This window comes from Nonomuraea sp. NPDC047897 (genome assembly GCF_043204415.1).
Lineage (GTDB): Bacteria > Actinomycetota > Actinomycetes > Streptosporangiales > Streptosporangiaceae > Nonomuraea.
In genome coordinates this window covers 715,846-731,799 of record NZ_JBIDCC010000002.1, presented here as the reverse complement: position 1 = coordinate 731,799, position 15,954 = coordinate 715,846, and the positions used below count along the sequence as shown (strand labels likewise).

Sequence of the window (15,954 nt, the reverse complement as noted above, 5' to 3'; positions counted from 1 at the left end):
GCCGGATCAGCCGTCCACCTGCGGGAGTCTGCGCATGACCGTGACGCATGCCGAGGTACAGGCCCGGCTCACCGGGCCCGGTGAGCTGTTCGAGATGGAGGAGATCGGCGACACCGGGATCCGCACCTGGAAGCACGCCCCCGTCCACTTCCGGGCCCTGCTGGAGATGAGCCGGTACCACGGGGAGAAGGTCTTCCTCGTCTACGAGGACGAGCACATCACGTTCGAGGAACACTTCCGGCGGGCGGCGACGCTGGCCCGCCGGCTGGTGGAGGACTACGGCGTGGCCAAGGGCGACCGGGTCGTGGTGGCGATGCGCAACTACCCCGAATGGGTGGTCGCCTTCTCTGCCGCGCTCGCGGCGGGCGCCGTGGCCGTGCCGCTGAACGCCTGGTGGACCGAGCCGGAACTGGCCTACGGCGTCACCGACTCGGGGGCCAAGGTGCTGATCGCGGACGGCGAGCGGGCCGCGAAGCTGGCGGCCACCGGCGTCCCGCTGATCGTGACCAGGGGCGAGCCGCCCGCGGGCGCGCGCTCGCTCGACGAGGTGCTGGGCGAGGTGCGCGCCGACGTGACGTTGCCCGAGGTGGAGCTGCTGCCCGAGGACCCGGCCACGATCTTCTACACCTCCGGCACCACCGGCCGGCCCAAGGGCGCGCTGGGCAGCCACCGCAACGCCGGACAGTCGCCCATGACGGTGGCCTACGGGCTGCTGCGGGCGGTGGCGCTGGCGGGCCGGGACGTCGCCGCGGCGGTCGGCGTGCGGCGGGTGACGCTGCTGGCCGTGCCGCTGTTCCACGTGACGGGCTGCTTCTCCGCGCTGACCACGACGATGTTCACCGGCGGCGGGCTGGTGCTCATGTACAAGTGGGACCCGGAGCGGGCGCTGCGGCTGATCGAGCGCGAGAAGGTCACCACGATGATCGGCGTGCCGACCAACGCCTGGCAGCTCATGTCGCACCCGGACTTCGGCCGGTACGACCTGTCGTCGTTGACCACGCTCGGCTACGGCGGCGCGCCGGCCCCGCCGAGACTGCTGGAGCGGATCAACGAGAACCTGCCGAACCGGGCGCCGTCCAACGGCTACGGCATGACCGAGACGACCGCGCTGGCCATCGGCAACGGCGGCCCCGACTACGACGCCAGGCCGGACAGCATCGGGCTGCCGTCGGCCGTGGTGGACGTGCGGGTGGTGGACCCGGCCGGCGACGAGCTGCCGGCGGGCGAGGTGGGCGAGCTGTGCGTACGCGGCCCGAACGTCATCCTCGGCTACTGGAACCGGCCGGAGGAGACGGCGCAGACGTTCGTGGGCGGCTGGCTGCACACCGGCGACCTGGCGCGGATCGACGAGGACGGGTTCGTCTACATCGTCGACCGAGCCAAGGACATGGTGATCAGGGGCGGCGAGAACGTCTACTGCGCCGAGGTCGAGGCCGCGCTGTTCGAGCATCCGGCGGTGGACGACGCCGCGGTGATCGGCGTGCCGCACGACGAGCTCGGCGAGGAGGTGGGGGCGGTCCTGTGCCTGGCGCCGGGGTCGTCGGTGACGGCCGGTGAGCTGCGGGAGTTCCTGTCGGGTCGGATCGCGGCGTTCAAGATCCCGGCGCACGTGTGGTTCCGGGAGGGCGAGCTGCCGCGCAACCCGGGAGGCAAGATCCTCAAGACGCGGCTGCGGCGGGAGATCCTCGGCCCCTGAGCGCGAAGAGGCCGCCGGTCCCCCGGCGGCCTCTCTTCTGACCTCTATATGGAATATATCGTTCCGTTCCGCTATGCTTTTCTTGAACAGAGCGATCCGTTCCGTATCTGGAGGAACCCGTGACCGCAGTACTCGAGGCGCCCGCCCCGGCCGCCGCCCCCGTCCGGCGCCGCTGGCTGGGCCTGGCCGCCGTGCTGGCCGCGACGCTGATGAACCTGCTCGACTCCACCGTCGTGAGCGTCGGCGGCCCCGCCATCCAGGCCGACCTCGGCGGCGGCTACGCCAGCCTGCAGTGGATCGCGGCCGGCTACACTCTCGCCCTGGCCATCGGCCTGCTGGTCGGCGGCCGGCTCGGCGACATGTACGGGCGGCGCCGCATGCTGCTCCTGGGCACCGCCGCCTTCGTCGCCGCCTCGCTGGCCTGCGCGCTGTCGCCCACGCCGGAGGCGCTCATCGTGGCAAGGGTCCTGCAGGGACTGGCCGGGGCGGTGATGATCCCGCAGGGGTTCGGGCTGATCCGTGACCTGTTCCCGCCGGCCGAGGTCGGCAAGGCGTTCGGCGCGTTCGGCCCCGCCATCGGGCTGGCCACGATCCTCGGGCCGATCGTGGCGGGGCTGCTGGTCGAGGCCGACCTGTTCGGCACCGGCTGGCGCATGATCTTCCTGATCAACCTGCCGCTGGGCGCGTTCGCGCTGCTCGCGGGGGTCAAGGCGCTGCCCGCCGTACCGGCTGCCGTGCCCTCCTCCCGGCTCGACCTGGGCGGCGGCCTGCTGGCCGGGGTGGCGATCCTGCTGCTGGTCCACCCGCTGGTGCAGGGCCGCGAGCTGGGCTGGCCCACGTGGTCGCTGATGATGGCCGCCGCGTCGCTGCCGATGTTCGCCGGCTTCGCCCTGCACCAGGTGCGGCGCGCCCGCCGCGGCGCGGCCACGCTGGTCGAGCCGAGCGTGTTCGGCAAGCGCTCCTACACCTCGGGGACCGTGCTGGTGGTCGTGTTCTTCGCCGCGGTCTGCGGATTCTCGCTGGCGATCGGGATGTTCCTCCAGCTCGGGCTGGGCTACGGGGCGCTGCGGGCCAGCCTGACGATGACGGCCTTCGCGGTGGGCGCGTTCCTCGGCACCGGATTCGCCGCGGCCAGGACGGCCGCGCTCGGCCGGACCATCCTGCACCTCGGCCTGGGGCTCCTGGCGGCCGGCGTGCTGGCCTTCCACCTCGTCCTCGGCTGGACGGGCAGCGCGGTCGGCCCGTGGGACCTGGTGCTCCCGCTGCTGCTGGGCGGGGCCGGCATGGGCATGATCTTCGTGCCGCTGTTCGGCATCATCATGGGCGACGTGGAGGAGCACGAGGTGGGCTCGGCGGCAGGCGTGCTGGAGAGCATCCAGCAGCTCGGCGCCTCGCTCGGCTTCGCCGTCCTCGGCACGGTGTTCTTCGGCCGGCTCGGCTCCCCCGTCCCGGGGGCGGCCGTGGCGCGGGCGGTGGACGCCGCCCAGGCCGTCTCACTGATCACGCTGGGGCTGGTCGCGGTGGCGTTCGCGCTCGGCTTCCTGCTCCCGAGGCGGGGCCGCCACTGAGCTCCTCCCCCTCGTGTCCCCGGCGGGTTCCGTCCCGCCGGGGACACGCCCGTCTCATCCGGGATGCAGGGTCGCCTCGCCGGTGACGGACACGGCGGCCTCCTCGCCCGGCCGGACCCCGGCGGGCCCCGGCACCCGGACCGCCACCGGCTCGTCCAGGCCGGGCACGGCCACGCGGACCATCGCGTCATGCCCGTAGAAGCGGACGTCCACCACCCTGCCGGGCGTGCCCGCGCCGCCCAGCACGAGCTGCTCGGGCCGCAGCACGACGACGCCACCGCGCCCCCGGCGGTCGCCGACCAGGGGAACGCGGCCGAGGGGGGTGGCGGCCGCGCCGTCCTCGACCGTGGCCGGCAGGAACACCGCCTCGCCGACGAACCCCGCCACCCACAGGTCGGCCGGCCGCCGGTAGACCTCCTCGGGCGTGCCGCACTGGGCGACCCGGCCCTGCCTGAGCACGGCGACCAGGTCGGCCGTCGACAGCGCCTCCTGCTGGTCGTGGGTCACCAGCAGGCCGGTTGCGCCCGTGGCGCGCAGCGCGGCGCGCACGTCGGCCCGCACCTCCGCCCGCAGGGCGCTGTCGAGGGCGTTGAACGGTTCGTCGAGCAGCACCAGGTCCGGGGCGGGCGCCAGCGCGCGGGCGACGGCGACGCGCTGCTGCTGGCCGCCGGACAGCTCGTGCGGCATCCGCTCGCCGTAGCCGGGCAGCCCGACCAGCTCCAGCAGCTCCCCGGTACGGCGGCGCCGCTCCGCGCGTGCCGTACCGGTGAGGCCGAACGCCACGTTGCCCGCGACGCTCAGGTGCGGGAACAGTGCCCCCTCCTGCGGGACGACGCCGACCCGGCGCCGCTCCGGCGGCAGGTGCGCCCCCGGCCGGCACAGGACGCGCCCGCCGAGCTCCACGGTGCCGGCGTCGGCGCGCAGGAACCCCGCCACCACGCGCAGCAACGTGGTCTTGCCGCAGCCCGACGGGCCCAGCACGGCGGCCAGCAGGCCGGACGGCACGGCGAGGTCCAGGCCGTCGAGCACCCGCACCGGCGGCTCGTAGCAGACGACCAGCCCGCCGATCCTCAGGTCGGTCATGCGCGCCGCCTTCCGAGCAGGTACGCCGGGACGGCCGCGATGAGGATCAGCACGGCCGCGTACGGGGCGGCCGCGGCGTAGGAGGCCGTGGTCGTCTCGGCCCACAGCCGGGTGGCCAGCGTGTCCACGCCGGTGGGCCGCAGGAGCAGCGTGGCGGGCAGTTCCTTCATGCACACCACGAACGTCAGGGCGGCCCCGGCCGCGATGCCGGGCGCGGCGAGCGGCACGGTGACCCGGCGCAGCGCCCGCAACGGGGAGTCGCCGAGCGAGCGGGCCACGTCCTCCAGGACCGGCGGCGACTGGAGGACGGCGGCGCGGGTGGCGGCCACGGCGACCGGCAGGAACAGCACCGCGTAGCAGAGCACCAACAGCGGCGGCTCCTGGTAGAGCGGGCCGGCGTAGCGCACCGCGAGGAACACCATGGCCAGCGCCACGGTGATGCCGGGCACCGCGTGCCCCGCGTACGCGGCCTGCTCCAGCAGGTGCGCGACGCGGCCGCGGTGGCGGGCGGCGAGGATGCCGACGGGCAGCGCGCAGGCCACGGTCAGCGCCGCGCCCGCGGCTGCCACGGCGACGGTCGCGCCGGCCGTCTCCAGCAGCCGGCCGGGCTCCCAGGCCCCCGACCTGCCGGCGGTCAGCCAGTAGCCGAGCGTGGCCAGCGGGAAGCCGACGCCCGCCGCGGCCACCGCCGAGCACCAGCCGAGCGCCGCCCAGCGCAGGCCGCCGAGCCGGGCCGCGGAGGCGGGCCTGGCGCTGCCCCCTCCGGTGCGGGCATGGCCGGCCCGGCCGCGGGTGCGGGCCTCGGCCCACACCAGCAGCACGGTCATCGCCACCAGCACGCAGCCGAGCGCGGCGGCCGGGGTCCGGTCGAAGCTCGCCCGGTAGGAGGTGAAGATCGCCCCGGTGAACGTCTCGTACCGCATGATGGAGACGGCGCCGAAGTCCGACAGCACGTAGAGCGCCACGAGCAGCCCGCCGCCCGCCGCCGCGGGCCGCAGCTGCGGCAGCGTGACCCGCCGGAACGTGCCCAGCGGGCCGTGCCCGAGCGAGCGGGCCGCCTCCTCCTGCGCGGGGTCGGCTCCGCGCAGGGCCGCCGCCACCGGCAGGTAGACGTACGGGTAGCTGACCAGCGTCAGGGCGAGCGCGGCGCCGGCGAACCCGGCGAGGCCCGGCTCGGTGGAGATCCAGGCGAACGCGGCGACGTAGCTGGGCACGGCGAGCGGCAGCGTGGCGAGCACGGACCAGGCCGGGGCGCCCGGCAGCGCGGTCCGCACGGTCAGCCAGGCCAGCGAGACCCCGATCAGCAGGCAGGCGGCGACGACCACGGCGGCCAGGCCCAGGCTGCGGGCGAGCAGTTCGAGGGTGCGGCCGGTGGCGACGATCCGCCAGGCGTGGGCGGGGCCGTGCTCGAGCGCCCGGACGCCGAGGTAGACCAGCGGCAGCAGGGCGAGGGCCGCCGCGGCGGCGGCCCAGCCGACCAGGAGCGGCGACGGCCGGCCCGTGGCCGCGGGAGAGGATCTGGTGACGGACACCTCGGGTCAGACCATCCCGGTTTCCTGGAGCATCGCCAGCGTCTCCCGGAGTGAGCTGAGCTTGCCGAGGTCGATCTTCGGCGCGCCGAGGGACTCCAGCGGCGGCAGCCCCTCGACTTTGCTGGTCACGCCGGCGGCCAGCGGGTACTCCTTGGTCTGGTCGGCGAAGTAGGTCTGCGCCTCGGCCGAGAGCAGGTAGTCGACCGCCTTGCGGGCGGCGGCCGACTGGTCGGAGCCCTTGACGACGCCGACGCCGGCGACGTTGACGAGCGCGCCGGGGTCGCCCTTGGCCGGGAAGTGCAGCTTGGCGGTCATGTTGGCGGCGCCGACCTCGGCGGCCTTCTCGAACCAGTAGTAGTGGTTGATCAGGCCGAGGGCGATCTCGCCGGAGTCGACGGCGTCGAGGATCGCGCCGTTCTTCTCGTACGCCTTCGGCTCGTTGGCCTTGAAGTCCTCCAGCCACCGGCGGGTGGCCTCGTCTCCGTCCAGGACCCGCATGCCGGTGACGAACGCCTGGAAGGAGGCGTTCGTCGGGGCGTAGCCCACCTTGCCGCGCCACTGCGGCCCGGTCAGGTCACGCACGCTGTCGGGCGCCTTCGTGGTCAGGTCGGGGTTGTAGGCGATGACGCGGGCCCGGCCCGACAGCCCGACCCAGGTGCCGTCCTCGGCGCGGTAGGGCCGGGCGACCCGGTCGAGGGACTCCTGCGGCAGCGGCTCCAGGCGGCCCTGCTGGGCGAGGGCGCCGAGCGCCCCGGCGTCCTGCGACAGGAACAGGTCGGCCCGGGTGCTGTCGCCCTCTTCCAGCAGTTGGGCGGCCAGTTCGGCGCTGTCGCCGTAGCGGACCTCGACCTCGCCGCCTGTGGACCGTTCCAGGTTTCGCAGCAGCGGGGCGATGAGCGTTTCGTCGCGTCCGGAGTAGACGACGAGCGGGGATTCCCGCCGGGCGGCCGCGGCCGCCGAGCCGGGAGCGGCCGCACGATCCTGGTCGCCGCACGCGGCCAGGACGGGGGCGAGGAGCGTGGCGACGGCGATCGCGGCGAAGCGGCTGGCGGTGGTACCCATGACGTGCCTTTCCGGGCTCTGCGAACACTCGAAGATTAGGTGTGCCTTACCTAAGCTTATGGATGATGCCCGACGTGAAGCTTCAGACACTTTGTAACGATTTGCCGGATTTTCGCTGGAGCTTCGCCCGTAGTGAAGTGCCTTGCCACCCGGCGTGCCGATCGGGCTCACTGGACGCATGCGGATCTTGGTGTTGGGCGGCACCCGGTTCATCGGCCGGCGGGTGGTGGAGGCGCTCACCGCGCGGGGCGACGAGGTGCTCGTGGTGCACCGCGGGCAGAGCGAGCCCGACGACGGCCCCGCCTGCGCCCACCTGCACGCCGACCGGCGCCACTTCGCCGCGGTGGCCGGGCGGGTCCGCGCGTTCGCCCCCGACGCGGTGGTCGACACCTACGCGCTCACCAGTCGCGACGTGGAGTCGGTGCTGCCCCACCTGCCCGACGTCCATCTCGTGGTGCTGTCCAGCGTGGACGTCTACCAGGCCTTCGAGGCGCTGCTCACAGGTGACCGCACGCCCGTGCCGGTGCCGTTCACCGAGGTCGCGCCGCTGCGCCGGTCCCGCCACCTCTACCGGGGCAAGGGCATCGGCCTCGACGACTACGACAAGCTGGACGTCGAGCCCGGCTACCTGGCGCGCGGCGGCACCGCGCTCCGGCTCGCGATGATCTACGGCCCGCACGACCCGCAGCGGCGCGAGGAGCCCGTGCTGCGGCGCGTGCGAGCCGGCCGCGAGCGGATCCCCGTCGGGCCGGGGGCCGCGCTGGTGACCCGGCTGCACGTGGACGACACGGCCGCCGCCGTGCTCGCCGCGCTCGACCGGCCCGAGGCGGCCGCCGGCCAGGCGTTCAACATCGGCGAGACCACGACCTACAGCCTGCACGGGTGGATGCGGCTGATCCTTGACGCGGCGGGGCACGCCGCCGAGCTCGTCCCGGTGGCCGACGAGGTGCTGCCCGCCGACCTGGCCCTGACCGGCGCGACCGTCCCGCACGTGCTGGCGAGCAGCCGCAAGGCGGCTGACCTGCTCGGCTTCCGGCCCCGCGACCCGGCGGCCGCCATCGCCGACTCGGTCCGCTGGCACCTGGCCCATCCCCCGGCCGGCGCCGTCCCCGACTTCGCCGAGGACGACCGCGCCCTCGGCGAAGTCGCCGGCTGAAGGACCGGCCGCTCAGCCGGCCGTGAAGAGCGCGTTGACCTGCTGGTTGGCGGTGGTCAGCGCGGTCCGGGCGTCCTTGCGGCCCAGCCAGACCTCCTCCAGCGCGCTGCCCACGATCTGGTTGATCTCGTCGCCGTGGTCGCTGACCGGCAGCAGGAACGTTCCGTCCGGCGCCTCCGCCTCCTCGACGAAGACCTTCGCGTCCCAGCCCTTGTCCGCGTACGCCTTCAGCGCGCGCTCGGAGGAGGACGCCACCGCGGGGAAGACGACCGCGTTGTCCGCCACGATGTCCTGGCAGGCCGGCGAGCCCAGGTACTTCACCCACTGCCACGCGGCCTCGGGGTGCTTGGTGCCGGAGTAGATGACGTCGGCCAGGCCGTTGAAGGCGGACTTGCGGCCCTGCGGCCCCGCGGGCAGCGGCGCGAACGCGAACTTCTGCTCCGTGGAGCCCAGGTACGTCCTGATCATCCAGGAGCCGGTCATGCCGAGCGCGCCCTTCCCCGAGTTCAGCACCGCGTCGATGCCGAGCGAGCCGGCCTTGTCGTACGGCGGTGCGTAGCCCTTGTCGATGAGCCGGCGGAACCAGGCCACGGTCTCGGCCAGCTTGGGGCTGTCGTAGGAGTAGCGGGTGCCGAACGGGTTCTTGTCGATGTAGCCGAACCCGTTGGAGACGGCGAGGTTGCCCCAGCTGTTCTGGCCCAGCGAGCCGTCGTTCAGCTCCGGCACGATGCCGTGCACGGCGACCCTGGTCTTGTCGAAGCCGGGCTCGTCGCCGCGCCTGCCTTCGCGGTCGACGGTGAGGCGGGCGATGGCCTTCTCGAAGGTGCCGCCGTCGGCGGGGTTCCAGGTCAGCTTCGACAGGTCCACGCCGGCCTTCTCGGCCAGCTCGGTGTTGTAGACGACGGCCATGGTGTCCCAGTCCTTGGGCAAGCCGTACCGTTTGCCGTCCTTGACCCACGGCTCGGCCAGGCCGGGCCGGTAGCCGGACAGGTCGACCTTGTCGGCCCTCACCATGGGGTCGATGTCGAGGAGCTGGCCGTTCTTGACGAACTGCGGGTAGTAGGAGGCCTGCATGGTGATCACGTCGGGGGCCTCGCCGGAGACCATCTGCGTGGTGAGGTTCTGCCAGTACTGGTCCCAGGCGTTCTGCGTGATCTTGATGGTCACGCCGGGGTTGGCCTGCTGGAAGGCGTCGGCGCACTGCTGGTAGGCGCCCTGCTGGACGTCGTCCCACAGCGCGTAGGTGAGCGTGACCGCGCCGTCACCCGGCCGGTCGCCGCCGTTGCCGCACGCCGTGGCCAGCAGCGCGAGAGCCAGGGCCGCACATGCCGTTGTTCTCATCGTCAACCCTTCATGCCGGAGAACTGGATGGAGTCCACGAGGCGGCGGCCGAAGAAGACCACCAGCAGCAGGACCGGGAGGACCGACAGCGCCGAGCCGGCCATCAGCCCGGTCCAGTCGGGAGCGGTGTTGGGCGACTGCTTGAGGAAGATGCCGAGCGCCGCGGTCAGCACCCGGGTCTCCTCGCCCGGGGCCACGAGCAGCGGCCACAGGTAGTCGTTCCACGTCCACACCGCGGTGGTCAGGGCCAGCGTCAGCAGCGGCCCCTTGGTCATGGGGAGCACCACGCGCCAGAAGACGGTCCCCTTGCCGGCGCCGTCGATGAGCGCGGCCTGCTCCACCTCGCGCGGGACGCCCAGGAAGAACTGCCGCAGGAAGAAGACCGCGAACGGCGACATGAGCAGGCTCGGCGCGACCAGGCCGGGGATGGTGTTGAGCCAGCCGAGCTCCTTGACCAGGACGAAGTTGGGCAGCAGCGTGAAGATGGGCGGGACCATCAGCGCGGCGACGAACAGCCCGAACAGCATGTCCCGGCCTCGGAAACGCAGCCGGGCGAAGGCGTAGCCGGCCATCGCGCAGCACAGCGTCTGCACGACCGTGACGAGCCCGGTGTAGATGACGGAGTTGCCCAGGTAGCGGAAGAAGTCGAGGTCGGCTCCCGAGCCGCCGGCCGCCCGCGCCTCCTCGCGGGTGGTCAGGCCGAGGACCCGCTCGAAGTTGACCAGGGTGGGGTTCGTCGGCACCAGCGCGGCGCTGTCGCCGACCAGTTCACGGCCCGGGGTGGCGGCCGTGCGCAGCATCCAGTAGAGCGGGAACAGGGAGATCACGAGGGCCAGGGCGAGGCCCAGCCAGGCGAGCTTTCTCATGCGGGTCCTCTCATGCGAGGTCCGAGGCCGAGGCGCGCAGCAGGCGCATCTGGACGAAGGTCAGCACGCCGAGGATGAGCAGCAGGCTCAGCGCCAGCGCCGAGGCGTAGCCCATCTTGAAATGGGTGAACGCCTGCTCGTAGATGTAGTAGTAGACGACCCGGGTGGCGTTGGCGGGGCGTCCCATGGTGGTGACGGCGACGGTGTCGAAGAGCTGGAACGAGCCGATCAGCGACACCACCAGGACGAACGCCAGGATGGGACGCATCAGGGGCAGCGTGATGCGGAAGAAGGTGCGGACCTCGCCCGAGCCGTCCAGCGCGGCCGCCTCGTAGACCTGCGGCGGCACCAGCAGCATCCCCGCGTACAGCAGCAGGGCCGTGTAGCCGGTTCCGCTCCACGACGTGATCGCCGCCACGCTGGGCAGGGCCAGGTCGGGCGAGGTGAGGAAGCCCTGGTTGTCGAGACCGGCGGCGACCAGCAGGTGGTTGACGAATCCGAGGTTGGCGTCCAGCAACCACATCCACAGCAGGCCGGTGGTCACGCTGGGCACCAGCCAGGGCACCAGCAGCAGCGACCGGATCACCAGCGAACGGGTGAGCCGGTGCAGCAGCGCCGCGAGGCCGAGGCCGAGGATCATCTGCATGCCGATGTTCATGACCACGTACCCGCCGGTGACCTTGAGCGAGTTCCAGAACAGCGGGTCGCGGGCCAGCTTGGCGTAGTTGTCCAGGCCGACGAACGACGGCTCCGACAGCAGGTTCCAGTCGGTCAGCGAGTACCAGGCGCCGCGCAGCGCCGGATACAGGTAGAACACGGCGAAGCCGAGCAGCACGGGCGCGAGGAACGCCAGCGCGATCCGGCCGTCTCCGCGCGGCCTGGCGCCGACCTCGCGGCTGACCGCCGGCCGGGTGAGCGTCACCGTCATGGGCTGATCCGTTCGGCCGAACGTGGCAGCATCGCCGGACCTCCTGGGCCACTGGTGCGGAATGTTGGAGCCCATCATGGCGACTTACGAAAGCTTGTCAATACCTTCGAAGCACTTCCCGTCTGGGCCTGGGGATTGTCCAAGATCCCTGGGCCACCTGGGGAGATAAACGAAAGTATTGACAAGTTATTGAAGGTGCTGGGACCGTCCTTCCCATGGCCTTCACAGACCTCGACCTGCTCGTCGTGGGCGACGCCAACCCGGACGTGATCCTGGCGGGTGCGCCCCGGGCGCCCGCCTTCGGACAGCGCGAAGAGCTCGTGGACGCGGGACACCTGGTGCTCGGCGGCTCCGGGGCGATCACCGCCCACGGAGCGGCCCGGCTCGGGCTGCGCACCGCCTTCGTCGGACGGGTGGGCGACGACGCGGCCGGCAGGTTCGTGCTCGACGCGCTCACCCGCGCCGGCGTGGACGTGTCCGCCTGCGTGACCGACCCCGGCGCGCCGACCGCGCTCACCGTCATCCTCACCACGGGGCACGACACCGCGCAGGGCGGCGGCGGCCCCGGCCGGGCGATCCTCACCGCGCCCGGGTGCCTGGACCGGCTCGTCGCCGGGGACGTGCCGCCGGCGCTCCTGCGGAGGGCGCGGCACGTCCACGTCTCGTCGTACTTCCTGCAGCCGCTGCTCGCCGCGGAACTGCCCGGCCTGTACGCGGCTGCGCGGTCGGCCGGGGCGACCACGTCCCTGGACACCAACGACGACCCGTCGGGCCGCTGGCAGGGCCTGGACGAGGTGCTGCCGCTGACCGACGTCCTGCTCCCCAACGACCGGGAGGCCCTCGCCCTGGCCGGGACCGACGACCTGGAGCGCGCGGTCCGCGACCTGGCCGCCCGCGGCACCACCCCGGTGGTGAAGTGCGGCCGGGACGGCGCGCTCACCGTGGAGGGCGGCACGCCGGTCCGCGTGCCCGCCGTCCCCGCCCGGGTCGCCGACACCGTCGGCGCGGGCGACAGCTTCAACGCCGGCCTGCTGGCGGCCCGCCTGCGCGGGCTGGGGACACGGCGCAGCCTGGAGATCGCCGTGGCCTGCGGCACGCTCTCCACCCGAGCCGCGGGGGGTACAGCGGCACAGCCGACCTGGGAGGAAGCCACCGCATGAGACCACCGAAGATCACCTTCATCGGCGCGGGAAGCGTCGTGTTCACCCAGGGCCTGCTCGCCGACCTGCTGGCCTATCCCGAGCTGGGCGCGGTCCGCGTCGCCCTGCACGACATCGACCCCGAACGGCTGGAGGTCGCCGAGGCGGCCGCCCACCGGATCGCCGCCGCCCGCGGCGCGCGGCCCGAGATCACCGCGACCCTCGACCGCAGGGCCGCCCTGGACGGCGCCGACTTCGTCATCAACATGATCCAGGTCGGCGGGCACGACTCCACCGTCACCGACTTCGCCATCCCCGCCCGCTACGGCCTGCGCCAGACGATCGCCGACACCATCGGCGTGGGCGGCGTCTTCCGGGCGCTGCGCACCTTCCCCGCGCTGGACGCGCTGGCCGCCGACATGGCCGCCGTCTGCCCGGACGCGCTGCTGCTCAACTACACCAACCCGATGGCCATGAACGTCTGGTACCTGGCCGGCAAGGTGCGCAACGTGGTGGGGCTGTGCCACTCGGTCTACTGGACCATGCGCGGGCTGGCCGACCTGGTGGGCGTGCCGTACCAGGAGGTCACCTACCTCGCCGCGGGGGTCAACCACCAGGCGTGGGTGCTGCGCTTCGAACGTGACGGCGAGAACCTCTACCCCCGGCTCGACGCGGCCATCGCCCGCGAGCCGGAGCTGCGCCGCCGGGTGCGGGTGGAGATGTACCGGCGGCTGGGCAGCTACCCGACCGAGACCAGCGAGCACTCGGCCGAATACCTCCCCTGGCTGCTGCGCCACGACGCCGAGATCGACCGGCTGCGGATCCCCGTCGACGCCTACGTGGGCATCAGCGCGGACAACGTGCGCGCCTACGAGCGGACCCGGCAGGCCGTGCGCGACAGCGCCGAGCTGGCCATCGCCGGCACCGACGAGTACGCCCCCCAGATCATCCACAGCATGGTCACCGGCACGCCCCGCGTCGTCTACGGCAACGTCGTCAACGACGGGCTGATCGCCGGCCTGCCCGCCGGATGCGTGGTCGAGGTGCCCTGCGCGGTGGACTCCTCAGGCGTCCGGCCCACCCGCGTCGGGGCGCTGCCGCCCCAGCTCGCCGGGTTGAACCGGGCCTACGTCAACGTCAACGAGCTGGTCGTGCGCGCCGCCGTCGAGGGGCGGCCCGAGCACGTGCGGCACGCGCTCATGCTGGACCCCAACACCTCCGCCACGCTGTCGCTCGACTCCATCTGGCGGCTGTGCGACGACCTGGTGCGCGCCCACGGGGACCTCCTCCCCGAGCCGCTCCGCGTCACGCTGGCCGGCTGACCCGCGCGCCGCCGCCCGCCCGCTGCCTGGCGGCGATCTCCACCCGCAGCCCCCGCTCGCGCAGCAGCCGCACCGTCTCCGGATCGGCCGACTCGCCGGTGATGAGCAGGTCCACCTCCGGCAGCCCGCAGACGGGCGCCATCTCGATCCTGCCGAGCTTGGAGGAGTCGGCCACCACGATCCGCCGCGCGGCGGCGCGCAGCATGCGCTGCTTCATCTCGGCGTCGGGCAGGTTGACGTTCGTGACGCCCGCCTCGGGGTGGACGCCGCCGCAGCCGAGGAAGACCGTGTGGGCCCGGATGCCCTCCAGCATCCGGCCGCCCAGCGGGTCGACCAGCGAGTGCTGCTGGCGGCGCAGGCTGCCCCCGGTCACCACCACGGCGAACCTCGGCAGGGCCGGCTCCAGCTCCAGCGCCGTGCGCAGGCCGTTGGTGAACACCGTCACCTCCGTCAGCTCGGGGCGGGCCACGAGCTCCCTGGCCACGTACGCGGTCGTCGTGCCCGCCCCCATCAGCACGCTCTCCCCGGAGCCGACCAGCCGCGCGGCGGCCCGGGCGATGAGCGCCTTCTCCACCGCCGCCGCGCCCAGCGACAGCTCGAACGACGGCTCGCCCTTCGGCGGCGGTCCCGCCGCCACCGCGCCGCCGCGCACCCGGCGGACCTTGCCCTGCTCCTCCAGCGCGTCCAGGTCGGCCCGGACCGTCACCGTCGAGACGCCGAACACCTCGGCCAGCTCCGCCACCCGGGCGAACTCCTGCTCCACGAGGACGCCGAGCATCCGCTCCCGCCGCACCTCGGTCGGCATGGACTCACTCATCCGCGGATCGCCTCCGGCAGCAACTCGCCGTGCGCCTCGATCAGCTCGTCGCAGAGCGCCTCGATCGCGGGCAGCGGCAGAGTCGCCGCCGTGTTCGGGTCGAGCATCGCCGCATGGTAGACGTGCCTGCGGTCGCCGTCGAGCACCGCCCGCACGGTCAGCTCGACGACGTTGAGGAACGTCCGGTTCAGCGCCGCGAGCTGGATCGGCAGCTCGCCGACCGGCCGTGGATGGATGCCGTCGGCGTCGACGAGGGCCGGGACCTCCACGCAGCAGCCGGCCGGGAGGTTGCCGATCAGGCCGTCGTTGCGGACGTTGACGTAGACCTCCTTCTCCTGGCCGGTCAGGACGGCGAGGATGGCCGCCGCGGCGGGCTCCTGGTGCTGCCAGCGCACCAGCAGCGACCGCCCGGCCGACAGCGCGCGACGGGTCTCCTCGTAGTGGTGCATGCTCTTGCCGACCCGGCGCAGATACTCCTCCACCGGCACGCCCAGGCGCGTGGTCTCCTCGGCGTGCGGCAGGAACCACGGGACGTACTCCGCCGCGTGCTCGCTCGACTGGGTCGGGAAGTAGCCGAACCGGCGGTACATCTCCACGCGCACGTGCCGCGCCAGGTCCGGATCGGCCGCCAGGAGCGCGTCCAGCTCCGGGTACAGGGACCGCCCGTCGGCCTCGAACCGCAGCACGAACGACTGGTGGTTGAGCCCGGCGCTGAGGAAGCCGATCTCGTCCACCCCGCGGCCCACCAGGTCGGCGAGGTAGGTGTGCGTGTCGCACACGGCATGACACACCCCGACGAACCGGTCGAAGCCGGTGGCCTCCTGCACGGCCCAGCCCGTCATCGCCATGGGGTCGCTGCAGTTGAGCAGCCAGGCCCCCGGGCACAGCTCGGCCAGCTCGCGGCCCAGCTCGACGAAGTAGGGGATGGTCCGCAGGCCCCGGAAGATGCCCCCGATGCCGATCGTGTCGCCGATCGTCTGGCGCAGGCCGTACCGGTGCGGGATCTCGAAGTCGCGCAGGGTCGCCTGGAACCCGCCCACGTCCACCTGGCTGACCACGAAGTCGGCGCCGTCGAGCGCGCGCCGCCGGTCCAGGCACACCGTGATCGCCGCCGCGGAGCCCGCCTCGGCGTCGAGCGACCGCACCAGCGCCTCGACCGTCGCGAGCACGGCCGGGTCGGTGTCGTGCAGCACGATCTCCAGGCCGCCGCGCAGCCCGGGTTCGAGCAGCAGGTCGGACGCCACCCTGCGGGTCAGGTCGACGTCGCCGGCCCCGATGAAGACGATCCGCGACATCCCACCTCCAGCCTCGTCCGCGCACGAGGCGCGCGGGCATCATAACCCTTCACCGGCGAGAACCCCTCTCCCGTACGACGGGCCCGGCGGCTCGGCATTACCTGGCGCGTAATCGCGCGCCCTATGCCCGCGCTGGCATCGTTCGAGGT

13 protein-coding genes are annotated in these 15,954 nt (G+C 73.1%); 5 read left to right on the top strand and 8 right to left on the bottom strand.

Annotated features, from left to right (window positions below; translation table 11 throughout):
- The first annotated feature begins 34 nt into the window (after window positions 1-34).
- Entirely contained in the window at window positions 35-1,696 is a 1,662-nt protein-coding gene (locus tag ACGF0J_RS06820; protein WP_393142679.1) for a class I adenylate-forming enzyme family protein, read from the top strand.
- Between the two features lie 119 nt (window positions 1,697-1,815).
- On the top strand, window positions 1,816-3,264 hold the full coding sequence (locus ACGF0J_RS06815; RefSeq protein ID WP_393142677.1) for an MFS transporter: 1,449 nt from the start codon (window positions 1,816-1,818) through the stop codon (window positions 3,262-3,264).
- 54 nt (window positions 3,265-3,318) lie between these two features.
- Here the strand turns inward: ACGF0J_RS06815 and ACGF0J_RS06810 are convergent, their stop codons facing one another.
- Genes ACGF0J_RS06810 through ACGF0J_RS06800 form a run of 3 tightly spaced genes read right to left on the bottom strand, consistent with a single transcriptional unit; the run spans window position 3,319 to window position 6,941 of the window.
- Complete coding sequence (locus ACGF0J_RS06810; protein WP_393142675.1) at window positions 3,319-4,347, bottom strand: ABC transporter ATP-binding protein; 1,029 nt, start codon at window positions 4,345-4,347, stop codon at window positions 3,319-3,321.
- Window positions 4,344-5,879, bottom strand: a complete 1,536-nt coding sequence (locus ACGF0J_RS06805) for an ABC transporter permease (protein ID WP_393142673.1) — start codon at window positions 5,877-5,879, stop codon at window positions 4,344-4,346. Before ACGF0J_RS06805 ends, ACGF0J_RS06810 begins: the two co-directional genes overlap by 4 nt.
- Before the next feature lie 6 nt (window positions 5,880-5,885).
- Window positions 5,886-6,941, bottom strand: coding sequence for an iron ABC transporter substrate-binding protein (locus tag ACGF0J_RS06800; protein WP_393142671.1), 1,056 nt, complete (start codon window positions 6,939-6,941; stop codon window positions 5,886-5,888).
- A gap of 178 nt (window positions 6,942-7,119) precedes the next feature.
- Between ACGF0J_RS06800 and ACGF0J_RS06795 the strand changes: the two genes are divergently transcribed.
- Window positions 7,120-8,097, top strand: a complete 978-nt coding sequence (locus ACGF0J_RS06795; RefSeq protein WP_393142669.1) for an NAD-dependent epimerase/dehydratase family protein — start codon at window positions 7,120-7,122, stop codon at window positions 8,095-8,097.
- A gap of 12 nt (window positions 8,098-8,109) precedes the next feature.
- Here ACGF0J_RS06795 and ACGF0J_RS06790 read toward each other — a convergent pair whose 3' ends face one another.
- Genes ACGF0J_RS06790 through ACGF0J_RS06780 form a run of 3 tightly spaced genes read right to left on the bottom strand, consistent with a single transcriptional unit; the run spans window position 8,110 to window position 11,232 of the window.
- Window positions 8,110-9,438: an ABC transporter substrate-binding protein gene (locus ACGF0J_RS06790; protein WP_393142667.1), complete on the bottom strand. Its 1,329-nt coding sequence runs from the start codon at window positions 9,436-9,438 to the stop codon at window positions 8,110-8,112.
- 2 nt (window positions 9,439-9,440) lie between these two features.
- Window positions 9,441-10,304 carry a carbohydrate ABC transporter permease gene (locus tag ACGF0J_RS06785; RefSeq protein ID WP_393142665.1) on the bottom strand — a complete coding sequence of 288 codons (864 nt, stop codon included), beginning with the start codon at window positions 10,302-10,304 and terminating at the stop codon, window positions 9,441-9,443.
- A 10-nt stretch (window positions 10,305-10,314) separates the two neighbouring features.
- Window positions 10,315-11,232, bottom strand: a complete 918-nt coding sequence (locus ACGF0J_RS06780; protein ID WP_393142663.1) for a carbohydrate ABC transporter permease — start codon at window positions 11,230-11,232, stop codon at window positions 10,315-10,317.
- A gap of 215 nt (window positions 11,233-11,447) precedes the next feature.
- On the opposite strand from ACGF0J_RS06780, the gene ACGF0J_RS06775 reads away from it, so the two are divergent.
- Both ACGF0J_RS06775 and ACGF0J_RS06770 read left to right on the top strand, forming a co-directional pair.
- Window positions 11,448-12,392, top strand: a complete 945-nt coding sequence (locus ACGF0J_RS06775; RefSeq protein WP_393142661.1) for a carbohydrate kinase family protein — start codon at window positions 11,448-11,450, stop codon at window positions 12,390-12,392.
- Window positions 12,389-13,693, top strand: a complete 1,305-nt coding sequence (locus ACGF0J_RS06770) for an alpha-glucosidase/alpha-galactosidase (RefSeq protein WP_393142659.1) — start codon at window positions 12,389-12,391, stop codon at window positions 13,691-13,693. The genes ACGF0J_RS06775 and ACGF0J_RS06770 overlap by 4 nt, the downstream gene beginning before the upstream one ends.
- Here the strand turns inward: ACGF0J_RS06770 and ACGF0J_RS06765 are convergent.
- Window positions 13,677-14,510, bottom strand: coding sequence for a DeoR/GlpR family DNA-binding transcription regulator (locus ACGF0J_RS06765; RefSeq protein WP_393142657.1), 834 nt, complete (start codon window positions 14,508-14,510; stop codon window positions 13,677-13,679). The genes ACGF0J_RS06770 and ACGF0J_RS06765 overlap by 17 nt on opposite strands.
- Window positions 14,507-15,805 carry an alpha-galactosidase gene (gene melA / locus ACGF0J_RS06760; protein ID WP_393142655.1) on the bottom strand — a complete coding sequence of 433 codons (1,299 nt, stop codon included), beginning with the start codon at window positions 15,803-15,805 and terminating at the stop codon, window positions 14,507-14,509. The genes ACGF0J_RS06765 and melA overlap by 4 nt, the downstream gene beginning before the upstream one ends.
- Window positions 15,806-15,954: the final 149 nt, after the last annotated feature.